General features: G+C 58.8%; 18 protein-coding genes and 2 pseudogenes. 9 read left to right on the forward strand and 11 right to left on the reverse strand.

Annotation, left to right across the window (positions count from 1 at the left end):
* Positions 1 to 122 precede the first annotated feature (122 nt).
* Positions 123 to 548 (forward strand): transposase, encoded by a 426-nt coding sequence (locus CGZ66_RS30385; RefSeq protein ID WP_095090424.1) that lies wholly within the window; start codon positions 123 to 125, stop codon positions 546 to 548.
* Positions 549 to 660: 112 nt separating this feature from the next.
* Here CGZ66_RS30385 and CGZ66_RS30390 read toward each other — a convergent pair.
* Positions 661 to 846, reverse strand: a pseudogene (locus CGZ66_RS30390) (phage integrase N-terminal SAM-like domain-containing protein); the annotation flags it as partial.
* 1,264 nt (positions 847 to 2,110) lie between these two features.
* On the opposite strand from CGZ66_RS30390, the gene istA reads away from it, so the two are divergent.
* The 8 genes and pseudogenes from istA (at position 2,111) to CGZ66_RS41870 (ending at position 8,442) form a co-directional block, all read left to right on the forward strand.
* On the forward strand, positions 2,111 to 3,610 hold the full coding sequence (gene istA / locus CGZ66_RS30400; protein WP_095090534.1) for an IS21 family transposase: 1,500 nt from the start codon (positions 2,111 to 2,113) through the stop codon (positions 3,608 to 3,610).
* Positions 3,603 to 4,376 carry an IS21-like element helper ATPase IstB gene (gene istB, locus CGZ66_RS30405; RefSeq protein WP_095090368.1) on the forward strand — a complete coding sequence of 258 codons (774 nt, stop codon included), beginning with the start codon at positions 3,603 to 3,605 and terminating at the stop codon, positions 4,374 to 4,376. The genes istA and istB overlap by 8 nt, the downstream gene beginning before the upstream one ends.
* Positions 4,373 to 4,621 (forward strand): hypothetical protein, encoded by a 249-nt coding sequence (locus tag CGZ66_RS30410; protein ID WP_095090367.1) that lies wholly within the window; start codon positions 4,373 to 4,375, stop codon positions 4,619 to 4,621. Before istB ends, CGZ66_RS30410 begins: the two co-directional genes overlap by 4 nt.
* Positions 4,622 to 4,883: 262 nt before the next feature.
* A pseudogene (locus CGZ66_RS30415) lies at positions 4,884 to 4,982 on the forward strand (ATP-binding protein); the annotation flags it as partial.
* A gap of 134 nt (positions 4,983 to 5,116) precedes the next feature.
* Complete coding sequence (locus CGZ66_RS30420; RefSeq protein ID WP_245331302.1) at positions 5,117 to 5,851, forward strand: site-specific integrase; 735 nt, start codon at positions 5,117 to 5,119, stop codon at positions 5,849 to 5,851.
* Positions 5,848 to 6,780 carry a tyrosine-type recombinase/integrase gene (locus CGZ66_RS30425; protein WP_095090425.1) on the forward strand — a complete coding sequence of 311 codons (933 nt, stop codon included), beginning with the start codon at positions 5,848 to 5,850 and terminating at the stop codon, positions 6,778 to 6,780. Before CGZ66_RS30420 ends, CGZ66_RS30425 begins: the two co-directional genes overlap by 4 nt.
* Positions 6,777 to 7,865, forward strand: a complete 1,089-nt coding sequence (locus CGZ66_RS30430) for a tyrosine-type recombinase/integrase (RefSeq protein WP_095090426.1) — start codon at positions 6,777 to 6,779, stop codon at positions 7,863 to 7,865. The genes CGZ66_RS30425 and CGZ66_RS30430 overlap by 4 nt, the downstream gene beginning before the upstream one ends.
* Positions 7,866 to 8,190: 325 nt before the next feature.
* Entirely contained in the window at positions 8,191 to 8,442 is a 252-nt protein-coding gene (locus CGZ66_RS41870) for a hypothetical protein (RefSeq protein ID WP_143748906.1), read from the forward strand.
* A 113-nt stretch (positions 8,443 to 8,555) separates the two neighbouring features.
* Here the strand turns inward: CGZ66_RS41870 and CGZ66_RS40105 are convergent, their stop codons facing one another.
* The 10 genes from CGZ66_RS40105 to CGZ66_RS30485 all read right to left on the reverse strand — a co-directional run bounded on the left by CGZ66_RS40105 (position 8,556) and on the right by CGZ66_RS30485 (position 20,473).
* The gene (locus CGZ66_RS40105) at positions 8,556 to 9,269 is read right to left on the reverse strand and encodes an aspartate/glutamate racemase family protein (protein WP_167392307.1); all 714 of its coding nucleotides are present in this window, start codon (positions 9,267 to 9,269) and stop codon (positions 8,556 to 8,558) included.
* Positions 9,270 to 9,285: 16 nt separating this feature from the next.
* Positions 9,286 to 10,473, reverse strand: coding sequence for a M24 family metallopeptidase (locus CGZ66_RS30445; protein ID WP_245331303.1), 1,188 nt, complete (start codon positions 10,471 to 10,473; stop codon positions 9,286 to 9,288).
* A 54-nt stretch (positions 10,474 to 10,527) separates the two neighbouring features.
* Entirely contained in the window at positions 10,528 to 11,952 is a 1,425-nt protein-coding gene (locus CGZ66_RS30450) for a dipeptidase (protein ID WP_095090427.1), read from the reverse strand.
* Between the two features lie 115 nt (positions 11,953 to 12,067).
* On the reverse strand, positions 12,068 to 12,808 hold the full coding sequence (locus CGZ66_RS30455; protein ID WP_095090428.1) for an amino acid ABC transporter ATP-binding protein: 741 nt from the start codon (positions 12,806 to 12,808) through the stop codon (positions 12,068 to 12,070).
* A 125-nt stretch (positions 12,809 to 12,933) separates the two neighbouring features.
* Entirely contained in the window at positions 12,934 to 13,908 is a 975-nt protein-coding gene (locus CGZ66_RS30460; protein WP_095090429.1) for an amino acid ABC transporter permease, read from the reverse strand.
* 63 nt (positions 13,909 to 13,971) lie between these two features.
* Positions 13,972 to 14,802: a transporter substrate-binding domain-containing protein gene (locus tag CGZ66_RS30465; protein WP_095090430.1), complete on the reverse strand. Its 831-nt coding sequence runs from the start codon at positions 14,800 to 14,802 to the stop codon at positions 13,972 to 13,974.
* 357 nt (positions 14,803 to 15,159) lie between these two features.
* Positions 15,160 to 16,503 (reverse strand): aspartate aminotransferase family protein, encoded by a 1,344-nt coding sequence (locus tag CGZ66_RS30470; RefSeq protein ID WP_095090431.1) that lies wholly within the window; start codon positions 16,501 to 16,503, stop codon positions 15,160 to 15,162.
* A gap of 184 nt (positions 16,504 to 16,687) precedes the next feature.
* Positions 16,688 to 17,503 (reverse strand): enoyl-CoA hydratase-related protein, encoded by an 816-nt coding sequence (locus CGZ66_RS30475; protein ID WP_095090432.1) that lies wholly within the window; start codon positions 17,501 to 17,503, stop codon positions 16,688 to 16,690.
* Positions 17,500 to 19,692: an acetate--CoA ligase family protein gene (locus CGZ66_RS30480; RefSeq protein ID WP_095090433.1), complete on the reverse strand. Its 2,193-nt coding sequence runs from the start codon at positions 19,690 to 19,692 to the stop codon at positions 17,500 to 17,502. The genes CGZ66_RS30475 and CGZ66_RS30480 overlap by 4 nt, the downstream gene beginning before the upstream one ends.
* 1 nt (position 19,693) lies before the next feature.
* The gene (locus tag CGZ66_RS30485) at positions 19,694 to 20,473 is read right to left on the reverse strand and encodes an enoyl-CoA hydratase/isomerase family protein (RefSeq protein ID WP_206073809.1); all 780 of its coding nucleotides are present in this window, start codon (positions 20,471 to 20,473) and stop codon (positions 19,694 to 19,696) included.
* Positions 20,474 to 20,545 lie beyond the last annotated feature (72 nt).

Below are 20,545 nucleotides of genomic sequence, written 5' to 3' on the forward strand. Positions count from 1 at the left end.
GGCAGTGGTGGGGCCTGCCAACACCGTTCGAGATAATCGAAGGCAGGCCAGCAAAACGGGTTGCAGCTGTGGAGCGAAATCCAGCGTCGCTGCTTTGCAGGCAGTAAGGCGACGGTCTACAGGTGGATCGCCGCCCGCAAGGAGCGGTCATCGACCGCTCCACCAAACTCGCAGTGGCGGCCGCCATCGCGCCGCAACTGTGCATGGCTGCTGAGCGAAGACCCGACAGGACGGTTCTTGCGCCATCTCTACGAAACCGCGCCGAGCTTTCGATCGCGGGCGACCTCGCCCGACGCTTCGCCGCACTGATCCGTGGCGACGATGATACCGGCCTCGATCAATGGATCGAAGATGCCACGGACAGCGAACGGGCTTCGCTTGCTGCAGGCATCGGCCGCGACATCGAGGCCGTCCGCGCGGCGATCACCCAGCCCTGGAGCACGAGCCCGGTCGAAGGACAGATCAACCGGCTCAAGACGATCAAGCGCCAGATGTATGGGCGCTCCGGCTATCCACTGCTGAGAAACAGGCTGTTGGCAGCCGCCTGAACCACCCCCGGCAAAGGGCCAGACGAGAAGTTCTCCGCCCTTGCACCAAATGTGCGGAAGAACCCAATCTGGATGAGAAGCCGTCCCCAGGTTTTATCGACGCGCCGTAGCCGGCCACCAGATGCACCTGAAAGGCCCGGACGTCCCGTCCTCCAGACCCAAGCCGCTCCAGGGAGCGGCCGAAATACCGGGAAAACTTCGCCACCGCGTGGATGTAGGATCGCTGCGTTGCCGGCGACAGATTGCGGATCGTCATGTCCTCGATCATGCGCCGGCGAAGAGGGCTTAATTCGGCCATCTCTCATCTCCTGTTCTCAAGATTGCGCTTCAACAGCCGCAATCCTTCAAAACAGAAGCCTCATCCGCAAACCACAGCACCAAAGCCGCGTCAGCGGCTTCGTTGTGTGCCCAGCATGTTCGACCGCCTGAGGGTGAAAGTCCCTTAGCCAACCTGATGGAGGTGAAGGCTTAGTGAAGCGCAAGGGCATCATCGCGAGGTGGTGTCTGAAGGAAGCGTGGAGCAAACCGCGACCTGACGAACAGAAACCGGATATGAGGCATCCCTGGCCGGACGAGCGGACAACGAGCCGCGAAGTCCATATCCATCAAGGGACAGGGCTGTAGATCCGGCAGGGGTGCGGGGAAGGCGATCGAGCTTACCTGGGGAGGCCTGCGTCATGTTCCGATCTCGGAACTGAGGGAATCGCAAGATGACCTGACCGTGACGCAGGTGTCGATGGCGGTTGAGAACCGCGTATAGATGGCGCCGAGAGGGAATTGATGCGGAATTCGGCTCGGAGTGGTGCTGAATGACGCTGATGATCTGATTTGGTTGGGGATGAGAGCGCGGGATGCGCCGACAGGAGCCCGGAGGGCGACTGAGGCGCATCCCGCGCTGCGTCCGCGCATGCTACATGTGCGGAGCGCCGCAATCAGACATCGACCCACTACCACGTAAACTCGATGTCCTATCCCAACGGCCCGTGTGAGGGGACTTGCAGGTCCCCGGGCACTGATGCCGACTGGTTCACGGTATGCGCCAGCATAATGGCATTGGCGCATTCCGTCGAGCTTTTCCCCGCAATCCCGACGGCGTTCCGAGAGGTTCGCCGCCGCAATGCAAACCGGTCGTTTCTTTCTCTGCGCACGGTGCCGCTCACAGGTCTTGCTTTGCCGGCATTGCGATCGGGGTCAGCGCTTCTGTGGTTCTGACTGCGCCCATGAAGCCCGCCGTGACAGTCTGCGTGCGGCGGGGCTGCGCTACCAGAACACCCGCCGGGGCCGCTTTGCCCACGCCGACCGCTCCCGCCGATATCGCCAGCGCTGCAAAAACAACGTGACGCATCAGTCTGCACCTTGTCTGCCGGATGGTTCACGACTGAACGCGCCCCTGATCGACGGCACCGTCGCACTGGACGACGTCACCGCTGAAGCGGTGCCATCGATCCCTCCGGCTCCGTGCTGCCGGCGCTGCAGTTGTCGGCTGCCGCCGTTCTTTCGCGGCGGCTTCGTGCGTCGCCGAGGGGCCTATGTCCGTCAACACGACTATGGAGACCCAACCGATGACCATATCCGCCGAGAAGGAAGCGATGATCCTGCGCCTGTACCACGTTGAGAGGTGGCGCTGTGGAACGATCGCAACGCAATTGCATTGCCACCATACGACGGTCTTCCGGGTTCTGAAGGAGGCCGGTCTGCCCCGCCACAGGCCGGTGATACGTCCCGCCGAGGTCGACCAGTATCTGCCGTTCGTCCAGCGGACGCTTGAGACATATCCAGACCTGACCGCCAGCCGCCTGTACGGGATGGTGCAGGAGCGCGGCTACAAGGGCTCGTCCTCCCACTTCCGGCATATGATCGCGCTCCACCGTCCGCGCAAGGCTGCGGAAGCGTTCCTGCGTCTGCGCACCCTGCCGGGCGAGCAAGGCCAGGTCGACTGGGCGCATTTTGGTCACATCGAAATCGGCAAGGCTCGCCGCCCGCTGATGGCCTTCGTCATGGTGTTGTCCTACTCGCGCGACATCTATCTGCGCTTCTTTCTTGATGCCCGCATGGAAAACTTCCTGCGCGGCCACGCCGGTGCGTTCAACGCCTGGAATGGTTTGCCCAGGGTGCTGCTCTATGACAACCTTAAGAGCGCTGTGCTTGAGCGTCACGGCGATGCCATCCGGTTCCATCCGACACTTCTGGCCTTCGCGGGCCATTATCGCTTCGAGCCCCGTCCCGTCGCCGTGGCGCGGGGCAACGAAAAGGGCCGCGTCGAGCGCGCCATTCGCCACATCCGGGAAGCCTTCTTCATCGCCCGCAAGTTCAAGGACCTCGACGATCTGAATGCCCAGGCCGAACAATGGTGCCGCAACCAGGCCGCCGACCGGCCATGCCCCGAGGACCGGACGATGACGGTTCGTCAGGTGTTTGCGCAGGAGCAGCCCATGCTTCTGCCATTGCCCACCAACCCGTACCCCATCGAGGAGCAGATCGCCGCGAAGGTCGGAAAGACACCCTATGTCCGCTTCGACCTGAACGATTACTCGGTTCCCCATACTCATGTCCGGCGCACGCTCACCGTGCGCGCCGATCTCGCCCAGGTCCGGATATTCGATGCCGCCACGATGATCGCCAGCCACCGCCGCAGCTACGACCGGGGCCAGCAGATCGAAGACCCCCGGCACCTCAAGGCGCTCGTCGCCGTCAAGCGCGAAGCGCGCCAGCATCGGGGCCTCAACAGTTTGACGCGCGCCGTGCCGGCCTGCCAGAAACTGATGATCCACGCCGCCGAGCGCGGCGCCAATATCGGCGCGATCACCAATGCCATGCTCAAACTGCTCGACCTCTACGGCGCCACCGAACTCCAGGCCGCCGTCGAAGATGCCTTGCAGGCCGGGGCCTCTCATTCGAGATCGGTTCACGTCGCGCTCGAACGCCGCCGGATCGCGCGTGGCGCTCCACCGCCGGTCGAAACAAGGCTGCCGGAGCATGTCCGCAAAAAGGATACGGTCGTACAGCCCCACAAGCTCGACCGTTACGATCAACTCACTTCCGCAGGCAACGACGATGAATAATCCCGGCATCCTGTTCAACCGCGCCAGGGCGCTGCGCCTCAATGGCCTGATCGCCCACTGGGACGAAATCGCCGACGCGCCGTGGCTGGCCGCCGTGCTTCAATGGGAGGAAGAAGAGCGCTCCGACCGCTCATTGCGGCGACGCATGCGCGCCGCCAGGCTTGGCCACTTCAGGCAACTGGCCGATTACGACTGGAAATGGCCGCGTCGTATCGATCGCGCCGCCATCGAGGAACTGATGACGCTGTCCTTCGTCAAGGAGGCCGCCAACATCGTCCTTATCGGCCCTAACGGCGTCGGCAAGTCCACGCTCGCTCTTAACGTCGCCTACCAGGCGCTGGTCGCCGGCCATTCGGTCCTCTTCCGCACCGCCAGCGAAATGCTCGGCGAGCTCGCCGCCATCGACAGCGATTCCATGCTCCGCCGAAAGCTGCAGTACTATGCGGCGCCCGATATCCTGGTCATCGACGAGGTCGGATATCTCTCCTATTCCAACCGTCATGCCGATCTGCTGTTCGATCTCATCAGCCGCCGATACGAGAAACGCTCGACCATCGTCACCACCAACAAGCCCTTCGCGCAATGGTCGGAGGTCTTCCCCAATGCCGCCTGCGTCGTCAGTCTGGTCGATCGCCTTTTGCACCATTGTGAGGTCATTCCCATCGAAGGCGATTCTTACCGCTTCAAGGAAGCCTCCGAGCGCTCGAAGGCGCAGCGTCAACAACGCACCAGCCACGCCGCTGACGAAAAGGAGCCTGCAGCATGACCGGAAATCCTCATCAGCCGTCCGGTCTCGGGCGTGGAATCCAGTTCATCGTCAATGCCGAATGGACACCCGAGCAAGCAGCCGCCGTCTTCGAACTCCTCGACGATCTGCGAGACTGCATCTGGAGCCGTTACGCTCCCCACATCCAGCAGTTTGTCCGTCACCAACAAGCCCCTGACCATCAGCACCCTTCCAGCGACGAGCAGACAGGGCAAAAGCCCCATCCTCTCGATCCCTCCTGGTAAAAAATACAAAGCGGCCCCATCGGGCCGCTTTCTCCTCCACAATCCTCGGCACCATTTGTCCGCGCTTTCTCGCAGCCGTTAACACGCAGGAGTCAGCAGAGGGCGTATTAGCCCGCTTGATGCACGGCGATCGGCTTAGGGCGGCCTGCATCGGCGATCTGGCCGCCCTCGGAGTGCATTTTGACAAGCCTCGTCGGCCGCCTTTGCTCTTCCAGCGCTTCAGATCTTGTCGTCGTTTATCAGCGGGTTTCGACCGTCTTCGACATATGCCGACGCAATCCTGGACCGCCTCATTCATAACGCCCACCGCATCGATCTGACGGGCGAAAGCCTGCGTCGCAAACAAGCGCAAAAAGCTTGACACACGGCACGTACGAAATGACAACAATCACAGCCAGCAAGCCCTAGCCCCAGGGGGCGAGATCATCTCAGAATCCGGGGGCGCAATCATGTCGGAACAAAGGGGCGGCTTCGTCGGAATCGGCACTCGGCCTCGTGCAACACCTCCTGTCGCTGTCGGCTAACGATTACACCCGGTCCTCGACAACCTCATATGCCCGTACATTTCTGCGCTTCCTGCGATGGGCCGGCCTCAACGACCGGGATCTTGCCCGGTTCGTTCCTCGAACCCCTTGCTGGCGGCTGGCGCACCTGCCACCGCGGCTTCCATGGGAAGACATTCAGCGCACCATCGACGCGATCGACGTGACGATGCCTTCAGGCGTGCGGGACCGCGCGCTTCTGCTCGTTCTCGCCACAACCGGTCTGCGCAACAAAGAGATACGGATGCTCGAACTCCAGGATATCCGCTGGCGCACCGCCGAAGTACTTGTGCGGCGGACCAAGGGGAAGCGCGATCGGGTCGTGCCGCTCCTGCATGAAGCAGGCGCGGCGCTCGCCGATTATGTGCTGCATGCCAGGCCGAAGATCGACAGTCAGCGGGTTTTTCTGTCCTACGTTCCGCCAGTAAGGCCGTTCAAGTACCCCGCCTCTATTTCGAGGATCGTCCGTTCCCGATTGGAACGAAGCGGGATTGAGCTCTCCGGCGCCGCCGGCGCCCATCTGTTGCGCCATAGCCTGGCGACGCAGCTCGTCAGGCAACGGCGCCCGATCAACGAGGTCGCCGACCTGCTGGGCCATCGCAGCATCGACACAACCGCCATCTACGTGAAGGTGGCACTGCCGCAGCTATCTGACGTTGCACTGCCATTTCCGGGAGGCGCGCTATGAGCGCCTTCTTCAAGATGCTGGCCGAGAAGGTCGAGAGCTACATCGAGCTTCGTCGCTCGCTCGGCTACTCGTTCAAGAAGCAAGCCGCCACATTGCGTGCTTTGGCGCGGTTTGTGGAGACGGAGCATCTGGACGGCCCGCTCACCCAAAGCATGGCGCTTAACTTCGTCCTATCGATTGAGGGCGCAGCCAACGGCCGGGCCATTCGTCATGGAGTGCTCCGCCGCTTTTGCGAGTATCTCGCCGTCTACGACGCGAGAACTGAAGCGCTCGATCCTCGCGCGTTTCCCAGATCCCGCGCCATTCCGCCACCGCGTATCTTGAGTGATGAGGAACTTGCATCGCTCATGTTGGCGTGCAGGCGTATTTCGCCGCAGTATCCCGAGCGGAGCGTGATGTTGACAATGCTGGTCGGATTGCTGGCGAGCACGGGCTTACGTTCCGGCGAAGGGCTCCGCCTCGATCGCGCCGACGTCGACCTCGTCAGCGGAGTTCTTCACATCAGGAGGACCAAGTTTCGCAAGGATCGCCTGGTCCCGGTTCATGCCACAACACTGGCGGCACTGCGCCAGTACGCACGGCTTCGTGATATGGCATTTCCGACGCCAAAGGATTCCGCGTTTTTTCTCAGCTCGCGCGGCAACCGGCTGTCGAAGACAGGGCTCGCTCTGGCTTTCGGCGCAGCCTGCAAGCTGGCCGGTCTCACCTGTGACAAGGCCTTAAGACCGCATGATCTGCGGCATCGTTTCGCCGTCACACGGCTCGCCGCATGGCATCGAGAGAACGCCGACGTGCAGGCGCTGCTGCCCTTGTTGGCGACCTATCTTGGCCACGCCCACTACACCGATACTGCCTACTATGTGACGGGCACGGCGGATTTGCTTGGCATGGCGGCCGACCGCGCGTTGGCCTATGGAGGCGCCTCATGAGCGTACATCTCTCGCTCGCGTCGCTGCTGGAGTCGTTCTTCCGCAACCGGCTGACCAAGCAAAGGAACGCAAGTCCCTCAACCATCGCCAGCTACCGCGACGCCTTGCGTATGTTGGTGCTCTTTGCCGCCGAACGCACCGGGCGCAAGCCGTACGCATTGGCCGTCGAGGATTTCGATCGAGACCTTATTCTCGCTTTTCTGGATGAGCTTGAAGAGAAGCGGAAGAACACGATCCAGACACGCAATGCGCGCCTGACAGCGATCCGGTCGTTCTTCCATCATGTGGCGGCGAACGACCCCGCATCATTGGGCATCGCCCAACGCATCCTCGCTATCCCGGTTAAGAGATCGCACATTGAGGTGATGCATCACCTCTCGCGACGAGAAGTCGATGCTCTTATCGATGCGCCGGATCAGCAAACGCCGCGCGGCCGGCGCGACCGGGCGCTGTTGCTTTTCCTGGCGCGCACCGGCGCTCGCGTTTCGGAGGCACTCGGCGCCAATGCCTGCGATCTTCAACTGGATCGCCCGCGACCACAGGTGCTCCTGCGCGGCAAGGGCCGCAAGGAACGGGTCGTGCCGATCCCGGACGACCTCGTCAAAGCATTGAGGGCGTTGATGACCGAGCGTGGAGTCAATCGCCAGGAAGCGCGTCCGCTCTTCGTCGGTACCCATGAGAATCTGGAAACAGCGTGGAAACGCGTTCGAAGGAACAAGGGCGGTCCTGGCGTGGATGGGATGACCATCGACGATGCCCAGGACTACCTGCGTAAGCATTGGCCAAACATCCGGTCCCAATTGCTCAAGGGAACCTACCAGCCGCAGCCGGTCAAGCGGGTCGAAATCCCCAAGCCGGAGGGCGGGGTCAGAAAACTCGGCGTACCTTGCGTCGTCGACAGACTGATCCAGCAAGCTCTGCTGCAGGTTCTCCAAGAGCAATGGGACCCGACGTTCTCCGAGCACAGCTACGGCTTCCGCCCGGGACGCTCCGCCCATCAGGCGGTAGCCCAATCGCAATGCTACATTGCCGAGGGTTACAGCTACGTAAGCGGTGCACCAAGGCACCTTGCAATAGGCCGATGAACATGGAGTTTTCGCGCCATGACATTGGAACATGCAGGGGGCGATCTGGTCGCCGAGCTCAGCGGCGCCGCGCCGGCCGAAGACCGTGCAACAGTGATTGGACGCGCGCGGCAACGAAGGCTGTGGAGCTGCACCGAGAAGCTGCTGCTGAAGGTCAACGAGGCGAAGAGCGCGGTGGCGCGACCGGAGGAGCGGAAATTCCTTGGGTTCAGCATCTCAAATGACGGGAGCGAACGGCGCATCGCGTCAAAGGCCCTCGACAAATTCAAGGCGCTGATCCGGGACATGACCCGCCGGACACTTTGGCTTCTGCCAGACCCCACGGGTGCTTACGAACTTGGAAGCGTGGACCCGCCGAAGACTACGCTCGTATCTTTGGCGGCAATGGGGGAACGGGCACAACCGCTACAAGGAACTGCGCCGTCGTGGCGTACCAAAGCTCCGTGCCGCGGTTGCCGCCGGTTCGCCGACGGGATTCTGGCGCATGTCAGGACGCCCTGCGGTCCAACAGGCCCTGCGAAACCACTACTTCGAGTCGCTCGGTCTCCCCCGTCTCTATGTCTCTGCCCAAGCTTAATCCGGTCGAACCGCCGTGGTACGTGACCCGTATGCCCGGTGGTGTGGGAGGGCGGCGCCGTGAGGCGTCCCCCTATCCCGATCAATCCCGAATCCCTTAAAACGCGACACGCTTTAGTTGCAGGCAACCGACCCTAGCGTCAGCTTGCATAGGTCTGTAATGTCGTAAATGGGTAACTGTGTACTACTGCGCAGGGCATTTGCAACGACTGGAAGCCCCGTGCATTCGAATAGCAGCATCCCGATCTCGGGATGCGTAGCGCGAAGTTGCGCGATGCATTCGGCAACTTCTCGCTCGATCGTGTCAATGCTGGTTCGTACTAACGGACGTGCGACCGCGTTGCGTACGTATTCGCCGCATTCGATCCCCCCGACGACTACCCTCGCTCGATTTGCAGGATCCTCGATACCGAACATGTCTTCAGTGCAATATACTGAGTTAGCCGTTATGACCGCGAGCTTTTGAGCAGGCGCTAGCTGACGCAGCAATGCCGGAATAAGGAGCAGGCTAGACATCGCCACGGGTATATTGACTGCCGCGGACACCGCCGCCTGATGCCTGATCAAGAAACCACAGTCCCCCACAATCACGCCAGCGCCGCGTTCGACCAATCGCCGGGCTGCTCGAATACAAGCGTCCTGTAGCGATGGGTCACCGGCGATCACCGTTTCAGCGAATGCACCTTCCACTATCTCGGTAACAATTGGTCGGTCGAAGGTGGCCGGGTTCAGGAGGGAATGGTCCCTAGGAGCACGTAAGCTCTCCCCTAGTTCATGCCCTTCGTCAAGCTCTAGAATTCCAATAGCGGCGCGTGTTTGCAACATCATCACTTAATCTCCCTAACTATTTGACGACTAGCTTGCGGGGCGTCGTCGTTAAAGGCTCAAACCCACGATCAGTAACAGCGAAGCTTTGGGTGATCGTGATTCCGGCATTGTCGAGCCAGAGGCCAGGCATCATGTGAAATACCATACCTGGTTGAAGAACGGTTCTGTCGTCCTTTCGGATACTAGCCGTGCGCTCGCCGCCCGCTGGCGGAAATCCAATGCCTGTAGGATAACCGATCCTGGCTTCTTTTTCGATTCCATGACGAGCGAGCGCTTCATGAAATGCGATGAACACCTCTGAACAGGTTCGCCCGGGACGGACACTTTCAAGGCAGACGTTCAGACCTTCGACGGCGATCTCTGACAGGTCCAGAAAAGCGGCGGAGGGCGCACCAAGAACAATCGTGCGGGCGAGGAAGACATGGTAGCGATGTCGGCATCCAGAGAGTTCAAGATTAATCACGGTTGAATTCTGCACCGGTTCATCTGTCCAGACGGCATGTGGAGCAACAGAGCGCTCACCTATACACAGATTTGGGGGGTAACATGGGTAACTACCTCCGAACTCAACCGTGCCAGATATTTGTTGCTGATAGACAGCGGCAGCGATATCGCACTCGCGCACACCCACCTCAACCATATCATTCACACGCTGCATTGCCGCATCGGCAATCTGGCCAGCTTGACGCATGATCGCCAGTTCAGCCGGGCTCTTTACGAGCCTGATCCACCCAACGAGCAGATCGGCATCCACAAACTCGGCGAGCGGAAGCGCCCGGACAAGATCTGCGTGTGCGCGAGCGGAGTAGTAGTATCCGCCCATCTCTACGCCGATGCGGGCCTTTTCCCCGCCAATTTCCTTAACAATGTCGGCCATAATGTCGTACGCCGAAAGTACGGGAGAATGCACATGCGACTCGGGATAGGCTCTAATGTTGTCATCACCAAGGTAGGTAGTCATTACCGCCGAGATTCGGTCCATTAATCGACCCACCCAAATAGGTTCCTTGCGGTCGAGCGCCACAATCACCATTTGCGGAGTATAGTATGAATCCGAATTGTAACCGGTGAGGTAATTCTGGTTCGGAGGTTCAGATAAAAGTAGGACATCGATCCCCCGTTTTGCCATTTCCTGTTTGACTTCCGCCAGACGAGCCTGGAACTCAGGAACCGAAAAATGTAGTTCTTTCATCACGTCGATCATCCATTCAATGTTGGTAGCAAAGCAGCGCAATTTACTTTCGCTACGCCAACTGCACTAAGGGCGCGCTTTGTTGTCCTTTGTGGCTATCAATCGAAACCCATCGGCGCTGAGCTCACCGACCTTCTCTAGCAACCTTGGCCATGCAGAAAGGCCTTCCGCCAACGAGGCCAAACGGAAGAATTCGTTGGGCGCATGGATATCCTCGTCCGGGAGGGCAAAGCCGAACATCAGCGTTTGAACCCCGAGCAACTCTTGAAAGATTACGGTGATGGGGATGGTCGCGCCCAGTCGCACGAGTACTGGCTCTTGTCCGGTCGCCTCAAACAAGACTTTCTTAGCGGCAAGCACGAGGGGGTGCCCAGTGGGCAGGTCGAAGGCGCGACACCCAGTTCCCGGGTCGTCGATCGAGAGTTCAACATCCGGGGGGCAAACAGCACGCAGATGAGCCTCAAGCGCGTTTAACACTTCATCGGGGTCTTGTCCCGGCACGGTTCTCAACGACAGTTTGGCGTGGGCCGTACTTGGGATCACTGTTTTGTAACCGACCCCGGTGTGACCTCCCCACATTCCATTTACGTCCAAGGCCGGTCGAAGCGTTAGCTGCTCACGCATCGAAAAGCCATGTTCGCCGTGGGCGTGCGCCCCGACGTCCTTGACGAAAGCGACCGCGTCGAAGAGAAATCTGGCCGTCTCAGCTCGGGCGTTCAAAGAGACGGGAGGGAGGGCCGCCAGCAATCCGGGGATAGCGATCGCGCCATCCTCGTCATGCAACGAAGCGATGATCCTCGCCATCTCATGTACGGCGTTCCGGACCGCGCCGCCGTATCGACCAGAATGAACGTCCTTTTCGGCCGTCCGAAGCGATATCTCAAACTCTACAATTCCGCGCGAGCCGACATTAATCGTCGGAATTTCGGGATGCGCTCGGGCGCCGTCAGCGGATATCATTCCATCGGCCTGCAGCAAGTCGCCGTACTGTTCCACAATCGCCCGCAAACTAGGACTGTTGGTTTCCTCCTCTCCCTCCAAAAAAACTTTGACGTTCACGGGGCAGGCGCCCCGGACTTTCAGAAAGGCAGCGATGGTTTCTAGCGCAATTACAGTCGAGCCCTTGACGTCAGATGCACCGCGCGCGTAGAGCCGTCCGTCGCGAACGGTTGGTTCGAAGGGTGGAGTTACCCAAGCTTCTAGAGGGTCTGGGGGCTGAACATCATAATGTCCATAGATGAGCAAGGTAGGTTTTCCGGGCGCACCGTTCCAAGCTCCGTAAATGGCTGGGTGACCGCCGCCATCGAGAAGCTGGACATCGCTCAAGCCCATGCGCTCGAGCCAGTTCACTAGAAACGTTTGCGCGTCGCGCATCCCTCCTATGAACGCCGGGTCCGTGCTTACACTTGGTATCCGTAAGAAGTCGCAAAGGTTATCCACAATCTCGTCCTGCCTGCGGAGCAGATTGTGAACGATTGTATCTACGTGCATGGTATTCTCCACGTATTTTCGCGCAGCAAACACTAACTACTGCGACAATGTGAATTACTAACGCTTCCCGTTAAAGCGCAGATCCTAAACTACTCGTCACCGAGCGACAAAACCGTCAGTGCTTCAAGATCTGGCTGAGGAATAGCGTTGTTCTTGGGTGCTGAGGATTGGTGAAGAAGTCGTTTGGGGCGCCCTCTTCGACGATCAGGCCGGCGTCCATGAAGATGACGCGGTCGGCAACGGATCGTGCGAAGCCCATCTCGTGGGTGACGCAAACCATTGTCATGCCGTCGCGCGCGAGACTGGTCATGGTTTCGAGCACTTCCGACACCATTTCCGGATCGAGCGAAGAGGTGGGTTCATCGAAGAGCATGACGGCAGGCTCCATGCAGAGGGAGCGGGCAATTGCGACGCGCTGCTGCTGTCCTCCGGAGAGCTGACCCGGATATTTGTTCGCCTGCTCCGGTATGCGCACGCGCTCGAGGAATTTGAGCGCGAGCCTCTTTGCCTCGGTCTCTGGCACGCCCTTGATCCACATCGGAGCGGCCATGCAGTTCATCAGCACTGTCATGTGCGGGAAAAGATTGAAATGCTGGAACACCATGCCGACATTCTTGCGAACTGCAGCCAGGTCGCGCATCTTGCCGTGCAACCTGATCCCGTTGACGGTGATCTCGCCCTCCTGGTGTGCCTCAAGCCGGTTGAAACAGCGGATCAGCGTCGACTTTCCCGATCCGGAGGGGCCGCAGATAACGACGCGTTCACCCTTTCGGACTGTGAGGCTGACGTCCGTCAATGCCCTGAAGGCGCCATACCATTTTGAGACGTTTCTGGCTTCGATGACTGTGTCGTTCAATTCGCCCTGCCTCCGGCTCGATGATTTTCCATCAGGACTTGACCCTGGAAGCGGCCTCTCGAGGGGCACTTTTAGAGAGTTTTGCCAGTTCTGGCCGCGCTTTACTTGATGTATGCTGTCGACGGTCATCGTACTTTGCTCCTGGCAAAATAGCGCTCGATCCTGGATTGGATCAGCTCAAGGCAGACCGACAGTATCCAATAGATAATTGCAGCAGCTATCAGCATCTCCATGTGATGGAAGGTTGCCTGGCCAAGTGTGCGAGCAAGGAACGTCAGCTCCCACACGCCGAGAACCGAGACTAGCGAGCTATCCTTCAGCATCCCGATGAAAGTGTTTCCCATGGGCGGGATGATCACAGGAAGCGCCTGGGGCATGATGATCTTGCGCATCGTAAGCGCAAAGCCAAACCCTAATGATCGCGATGCCTCCCATTGGCCGCGGTCGATGCTTTGGATGCCGGCGCGGAAGATTTCCGTCATGTATGCGCCAACGCACAGCGAAAGCGCTAAAATGCCTGAGGGCACAGCATTTAGTATAATCCCCAACTGCGGTAGCCCGAGATAGATTAGATAAATCTGCATCAGAAGAGGCAGGCCTCGAAAAAACGAAGTGTAAAAGGTAGCGATCCCGTAGGCAAAGCCATTGCTTGACAGTTTCGCTATGGCAGCCATTATTCCAATGGCCGACGCAAAGACGAGCGAAATGGCTGAAATATAGAGAGTTGTCACCACACCTTGTGTGATAAGGAATGGAAGATTCTGCCAAATGAAAGGCAGACTCAATTTGAAAACCGCGAAGAAGGCAAGGAACAGAAGCAGAAGCTCTAACCACACGATGGCGATTTGCGCTTTCAGATGAGCAAAGCCGATCAGTGCAATGTTCAGACAGAAAATTATCGCGATCACAAACGCGACTGCGAAACGGCCGTAAAGGCCGCTGTCCAGCGGATCGCCGATGACTGGCCGCATAAGCTCGCCTATGGTGGTGCCAGTGAGATTGACCATAAAACAAATCGAAAGCACAAGTACAAACACCGTGGCGATGAACAACGGCTTGTGGACGAGTACCTCTGATTCAACTGTATCCGCATAGAGCATCGGCAACCCTTTCTAAAAGAAAGCGGTCCGGGCCAAGCCCGAACCGCTCCAGCTAAGCGGCCTTTACTTGGCGGAGCGATCCACCCCGAACCACTTGATTGACAGCTTGGAGAGCGAGCCATCGCCCTTCATGCTCTGGATGATGGCCGCAATCTTGTCGCTAAATTCCTTGTCGCCCGGTGCAATTGCAATAGCTGCCGGCGTGTCGAATGCGACGCCGACCTCCTTAAGTGGGTAACCAGCCTTGATCGCATCCTGCACAAGCGAACCGTCACCAAGGACTGCATCAAGACGAACACCATCCCCAAGCCGAAGATCATCGAACGCTACATTGCTGCTCGCGTAGGTCTTCACCTGACCCGGCGTGAACTGGTATTCAATTGGCTTAGCGCCAATCCAATCCGGAGCTAGTTTGTGATTGGCATATGACTCCGCCGCCGTGCCTGAAGCAACGCCGACCACCTTGCCTTCCAGTTCGGAAAGCTTGGTTACCTTGCTGTCCTTGTGAACGGCAGCGAGTACCTCGTCGTTAATGTAAACGGCCGGGAAGTTCATTTTTTCAGTCCGGGCCTGGGTCGGCGTCATCCACGTGGTCATGTCCCAGCGACCCTCCCACTTGCCTGCTGCAATGACGTCCCAACTCGGCGTCACGAATTTTGCTTGCACACCCAAGCCCTTGGCAATGCTCTTCACCACCTCGATGTCATATCCATCGAGCTCATGCTTGTCGTTCAAGAACGACATCTTCCCCCAGTCAGTCCCGACCGCCGCGGTCAGCGTCTTGGTTTGGAGTACTTTATCGAGTACGGCCCCAGCATTGGCCGTAGCCGGAAGAGCCACGGAGGCAACTGCGAGCGAGGCGGTCGCCGCTAAAATCGTTATCAGCTTGTTCATTTGACGTTCCCCTGCGTTGTTGGGCCTGGCTGGCGCGAGCCCATTCCCGCACCCGAAATGTGGATAGAATGACCAGTCTGATCCATAGCAAAGTGTACCTCACTTTGACCTGATATGCAACAGATGTTTTCCAACTGACATATGTGACGCAAATGGATCATTGCAATATGTCTTGACGGATGCATGGTCTCGGGGTGCTGCCCGAGGGGCAAGGCATTATGCGGCAAAAAGATTCGTTTCAAATAGGAAGTAGTAACGCTCTACCCGTTGAATCGAGCGAGACGACGCGTTGAACAACGAGTTGCGTCATCTCAAGGTCTGTCGCAGGGCTTCTGGCCTTCGCTTGGTTCGCGCAGCCTATCTCGATCCATCAACGCTATAGTCAAGTGCAGCATCCAGGGCATCGCCGAGACGCTCCACAATCGTATGAATCTGGCCCGCATTCACGATGAATGGGGGCGCCAGAAGGATATGGTCACCTTGCGCGCCGTCAATCGTACCGCCCATCGGATACACCATCAATCCACGGGCCATGGCCTCTCGTTTCACGGCTGCGTGCACTTTACGGGAAGGGTCTAACGGCGATTTGTCCCCACGATCAGCAACGATTTCTATGCCACGGAAAAGGCCGCGCCCGCGGATGTCGCCGACATGTTGATGATTGTGGAAGCGCTCTCGAAGCTGACGGTTGAGCAATTCCCCCATCTGAACAACATTGTCGAGAAGTTGATGCTCCCGGATCACGTCCTGCACGGCGAGCGCGGCCGCCGCGGCCATGGGGTGCCCCATATAGGTGTGGCCATGCTGGAATAAGCCTGATCCCGTAGCGAAAGCGTCATAGACATGACGTCCGAAGAGCACGGCACCGATCGGCTGATAGCCACCGCCCAGGCCCTTCGCAATTGCGACAATGTCCGGCACTATGCCTTCGTGCTCAAAGGCATGAAGAAATCCGGTCCGACCCATGCCGCACATGACCTCGTCTAGGATCAACAGAACGCCGTAGCGGTCACAAATTTCGCGGATCTTTTTGAAATAACCCTCTACCGGCGGGACTGCGCCGGCCGTCGCGCCAACGATTGTCTCCGCGACAAATGCGATCACTTGATCTGGTCCGAGCTCGAGAATTTTTGCCTCGAGTTCGCCGGCGACGCGCTCTCCGTACTCAAATTCGCTTTCAGCCGCCAAGCGACCACGATAGGCATAGCACGGTGCAATGTGGTGGGTTTCGATAAGCAGCGGTCTAAACTGGCCCCTGCGCCGTTCATTGCCACCGGCCGCCAGTGCACCCAGAGTGTTGCCATGATAGCTTTGGCGGCGCGCGATGATGTGCCTTCGCCGACCTTCCCCTCTCTCTACGAAGTACTGGCGCGCCATTTTCAGTGCCGCCTCCATAGCTTCAGATCCCCCGCTGACAAGATAGACGAAGTCGATGCCATCTGGCGAATCGGCGATGAGGCGATCCGCCAGCCGTTCGGCGATTTCAGAGGTGAAAAAACCCGTGTGAGCGTAGGTGAGCTTGTCGAGTTGGGCGTGCAACGCCGCTAGCACCCCTGGATGGCTATGACCCAAGCATGACACTGCAGCGCCACCGGACGCGTCGATGTATGCCTTGCCATCGGAGTCGAACAACTCGATTCCACGCCCGCCGATAGCCACCGGCAGGTCTGCATCAATCGAGCGGTGCAAAATTCTGCTCATAGGTTTCTCGTTTCTAAGAGGATAGTGGGAACTCAGGGGGGCCTGCAAAAACCGGTTAAGAACCTAGCCCAACGCTGTCGGTGACAATAGCAAAATCTGGGCATTTTGCAACGTATGTTTCATTTGCAATTCATATGATCCGGGCAGATTCGAGTTGACACATGACGCTTTTGGACGACGGAAGTCACCGCCCTTGAAATTGAGCGGGGCGCTTTTCAAGGAAGGCTTCGACTGCATCGAGATGATCCGAAGTGTTGTGGCAAATTCCTTGAAATACCGCGCAGAGATCGAGGAAATCTGGCAAGTCCAGCCGCCGCGTCGCCTTTAGCAACCGTTTTGCGAGCCGAAGTGCCTGAGGGGGTTTCTCGGCAATGCTTCCCGCAAGCTGAAGCGTCTGTGCCTGTAATTCGGGCGCTGCCGCGATTTCGAGCACGAGTCCCAGACGTAAAGCCTCTTCGGCGCGTACGAGGCGTCCGGTGAAAATCAACTCAGCCGCCCTCTGTGGGCCGAGCAAGTCCTGCAAGAACCAGGCACCGCCATCTCCCGGAACGATGCCGAGATTGATGAATGTCGAGCCGAATACCGCGTTGTCAGCCGCAATCCGGAGATCGCACATTGCCGCAAGATCGAAACCAGCACCGATCGCAGCACCGTTCACGGCCGCAATGGCGGGGACCTCCAGACGGTGCATGGCTAAGGCGATCCGTTGGATTCCACGGCGATAACGATCCTGTACTTCATACACATTGCCAGCAAAGCTTCCCTTACGGTCGCGCATGTCCTTGACGTTGCCGCCGGCGGAAAACGCCTTGCCAGCCCCGGTGATGACCAAAACCGAGATGGCCGCCCCACCATTGATCCAGTCAACCGTTTGCACGATGTCGTCGATCAGTGCCGTCCCGGTCAGTTCGTTGCGGACGTCATCCCGGTCAAGCACGAGCAAGGCGACGCGGTCGCTGACTTCGAGTTTCGAGTCGATCAGCTTCGGCAGATCCGTCATGCTTCGATCCTTTGTTTCTCTACCGACCGCGCTGGGGAAGACGCGGTGAGAAGAATGCGCACATCGAGCACGGTCAAACCGTTGGGATATGCAAGGATGGGATTGAGGTCGAGTTCGTCGATCTCCGGGCAGACTTCAACGAAATCCGAAATACTAACCATAAAATCTGCGAGCGCGTCTCGATCAACCGGCGCTCCCCCGCGCACGCCATCCAGAACCGCTTGCGCCTTGATTTCGCCCAACATCGCAAAGGCATCATTGCGTGAGATCGGAAGCGCGCGGAACACCACATCCCCAAGAACTTCGACGAGTACTCCGCCCAGTCCGAACATCATGATGGGACCGTATGAGGCATCGCGCACGACGCCGACGATGATCTCGACGCCCTCCTTTGCTGCCATCGGAGCGACGAGGACGCCTGCAATTTTCGGATTGGTTACCGCAGCATTAGCATTGGCGACGATCTCAAGGAAGCCGCTGCGCACCGATGCGACGTCTACGACATTGAGTTTGACGCCGCCCGCCTCCGTCTTGTGCAGGATATCGCGAGATACGATTTTCATTGCCACCGGCTGTGCGCCCAGACGGAGAAAAGCCTCTTCGGCTTCTTTTTCATCGAGAGCCAACAAAGCCGGGGCGAGATCCAGGCCGAAGTCGCGCAGGCTGGCTCGCCCTTCGTGTTCCAAAACTACGCGCCTGCCCTCGGCTCTGCATCTCGCAAGAACCTGCTCAAAGATTCCGCCGTGTTGCGCTCGCTTTGGCGGCGACAATGCAAAGGTGCGGTCCACCTCACCGCGCTCCGCCAAAGCCTGCATACATCGCACGGCCGTTTCCAGGGAGCTGTGCACCGGGATGCCTGCGCGGTGCATCTCGAGGAGTGGCAACGGCCGCTGATCTGCCTGAAGTGCACCGTACAGGCTATGAACGACTACGGGCTTGCCGAACCGGCGTGGCATTGCGCCGATGAGGTTCGTGGCATCGATTTCTCCTGCGAGCAGGTCTTGTGAGAAACGGACCGCGTAACCGCCGTAGAGACCTGATATTAGAAGTCCGTCCACCATCGGATCCTGCAAGAGAATCTCGGCGCAAGCGGCGAACACCGACGGATCCGTGTCCGTGCCCCCAGCCACGTCGACAGGATTGATGACCGACGCGGCCGGAGGAAGTTCCGCGCTAAGCCGCCGCCGCGTGTCTTCGCTCAGAGCAGCGAGCGCCAGTCCGCGTTCAGATAAGGCGTCGGCGGCAATTGTCGCGTGGCCTCCGCCGTCCGCAAGGATGGCGAGGCGGCGCGAACGCAGGGGAGGTAGTAACGATAGCGCCTCCGCCATCGGCAGGATCTCGTCGGACCGATGTGCAAGGATTGCGCCGGCTTGCCTCAGCACGCCTTCGCTGACGGCATATTCGCCAGCCAAAGCGCCGGTATGAGACTTCGCGGAAATTCGTCCGGCACTTGTCCGACCCGATTTGTAAATGACAACTGGTTTCTCCAGCGAGATCCGCCTCAAGGCGTTTAAAAAGCGGCGGCCGTCTTTCAGTCCTTCAACGTAGGCGATCACCACGTTGGTTTTGGGATCGGCCGCAAAGTAGTCGAGGTACTCGTCGAAGCGAATATCGGCCTCGTTACCTACACCCACATAAGTGCTCAAGCCTACCTGCCCGTTGGCTTGAGCTTCCGTGACGAGCGACAGAGCCATGTTGCCCGACTGGGACAAAAGGCCAATGCTACCCTTCCGCAAGTCCGAAAAGCCGACGAGATTGCAGGCCTTGTGAGTATTGAACATGCCCGAGGTGTTTGGCCCGATGATCCTCACCCCGCCAGCGCGCGCAGCGGCTAGCACTGCATGCTGGAGCCGCTTGCCGCCGTCTCCAGCCTCTCCAAAGCCACCAGCCAGAACCACGGCACCCCGCACTCCTTTTGCGGCGCATTCTGTGATGACTGAAGCAACCGTCGCCGCGGGAGTGCAGACCAGCGCAAGGTCGACGGGCCCGGGCAGGCTGCTCAGATCGGGCAGACACCTAATGCCGCAGATTTCACTCTCATTTGGATTAATCGGGTAGATCGCCCCTGCATAGCCATCATCCAGGAGTTTTCTTAGCGACCGATATCCCCTCTTTGCCGGGTTCTTTGATGCGCCGATGATCGCAATGGAGTCGGGGGACAGAATGTTGAGGAGGTCATTCGACGCCATGTTATTCCCCCCGAAAGATCGGCGAACGCTTTTCCGCGAAGGCGTCGACGCCCTCCTGCCAATCGCGCGTCGTCGAACAAAACATCATGCCTTCGAGCTCAGCAGTAAGAGCAGAGTCAAACGTCCCAGGAGCAGCTGACGCCAACTGTTCTTTGGCAAGCTGCATCGAGAATGGGGCCTTCTTTGACAGTTCACTTGCCAAAGTGCGGATGCTCGCTGCGAATTCCTTGTCAGGGATACAGCGTAAGGCCAGTCCGATCCTGACTGCTTCCGCTCCGTCAATCTGCCGACCGAGGAAGATCAGCTCACGCGCTTTTGCGAGACCTACAAGCCGTGGAAGGATGTTTGTAACCCCACCCCCGAGGAATGCGCCAAGGCCAATTTCGGGAAATCCGATCCGCGCCGACGCGGCCATGACCATAAAATCGCAAGCGAGAGCCATCTCGGCACCGGCGCCAAGCGCAAAGCCGTTCACGCCCGCAATGATCGGTTTTGGATGTGAGACCAGACGTCTACACACCTTTTGTTCGCTCATCAGATATTGTCGCCTATCGAAGGCCGTGCGACCCGCCTTGTGCTCCTTGAAATCGGCGCCGACACAAAACGCCCGTCCTTCTCCCGTCAGGACAATGACGAGCACGGTCTTGTCGCGTTCCGCCTCATCAAGAGCCGCCAGGACATCATCGTATAATTTCTGCACCACTGCGTTGAGGCGGTGTGGGCGGTTCAGACGAATTTCGGCGACGCCATCCTGGATTTCGTAGGCAACCGTTTCAAACATCATGTCCTTCCTGTAACCCTCTGGACGGGGTGGTCATGGTTGCGGGCACGATAACAGAGGCGATTTGATTTG

The sequence above is a fragment of the Mesorhizobium sophorae genome (assembly GCF_002270415.1).
GTDB lineage: Bacteria > Pseudomonadota > Alphaproteobacteria > Rhizobiales > Rhizobiaceae > Mesorhizobium > Mesorhizobium sophorae.

Coding starts and splice junctions, on each gene's coding strand:
- istA (WP_095090534.1), top strand. CDS start 2,111: ATGACCATATCCGCCGAGAAGGAAGCGATGATCCTGCGCCTGTACCAC.
- istB (WP_095090368.1), top strand. CDS start 3,603: ATGAATAATCCCGGCATCCTGTTCAACCGCGCCAGGGCGCTGCGCCTC.
- CGZ66_RS30410 (WP_095090367.1), top strand. CDS start 4,373: ATGACCGGAAATCCTCATCAGCCGTCCGGTCTCGGGCGTGGAATCCAG.
- CGZ66_RS30425 (WP_095090425.1), top strand. CDS start 5,848: ATGAGCGCCTTCTTCAAGATGCTGGCCGAGAAGGTCGAGAGCTACATC.
- CGZ66_RS30430 (WP_095090426.1), top strand. CDS start 6,777: ATGAGCGTACATCTCTCGCTCGCGTCGCTGCTGGAGTCGTTCTTCCGC.
- CGZ66_RS40105 (WP_167392307.1), bottom strand. CDS start 9,269: ATGATGTTGCAAACACGCGCCGCTATTGGAATTCTAGAGCTTGACGAA.
- CGZ66_RS30445 (WP_245331303.1), bottom strand. CDS start 10,473: ATGATCGACGTGATGAAAGAACTACATTTTTCGGTTCCTGAGTTCCAG.
- CGZ66_RS30450 (WP_095090427.1), bottom strand. CDS start 11,952: ATGCACGTAGATACAATCGTTCACAATCTGCTCCGCAGGCAGGACGAG.
- CGZ66_RS30460 (WP_095090429.1), bottom strand. CDS start 13,908: ATGCTCTATGCGGATACAGTTGAATCAGAGGTACTCGTCCACAAGCCG.
- CGZ66_RS30465 (WP_095090430.1), bottom strand. CDS start 14,802: ATGAACAAGCTGATAACGATTTTAGCGGCGACCGCCTCGCTCGCAGTT.
- CGZ66_RS30470 (WP_095090431.1), bottom strand. CDS start 16,503: ATGAGCAGAATTTTGCACCGCTCGATTGATGCAGACCTGCCGGTGGCT.
- CGZ66_RS30475 (WP_095090432.1), bottom strand. CDS start 17,503: ATGACGGATCTGCCGAAGCTGATCGACTCGAAACTCGAAGTCAGCGAC.
- CGZ66_RS30480 (WP_095090433.1), bottom strand. CDS start 19,692: ATGGCGTCGAATGACCTCCTCAACATTCTGTCCCCCGACTCCATTGCG.
- CGZ66_RS30485 (WP_206073809.1), bottom strand. CDS start 20,473: ATGTTTGAAACGGTTGCCTACGAAATCCAGGATGGCGTCGCCGAAATT.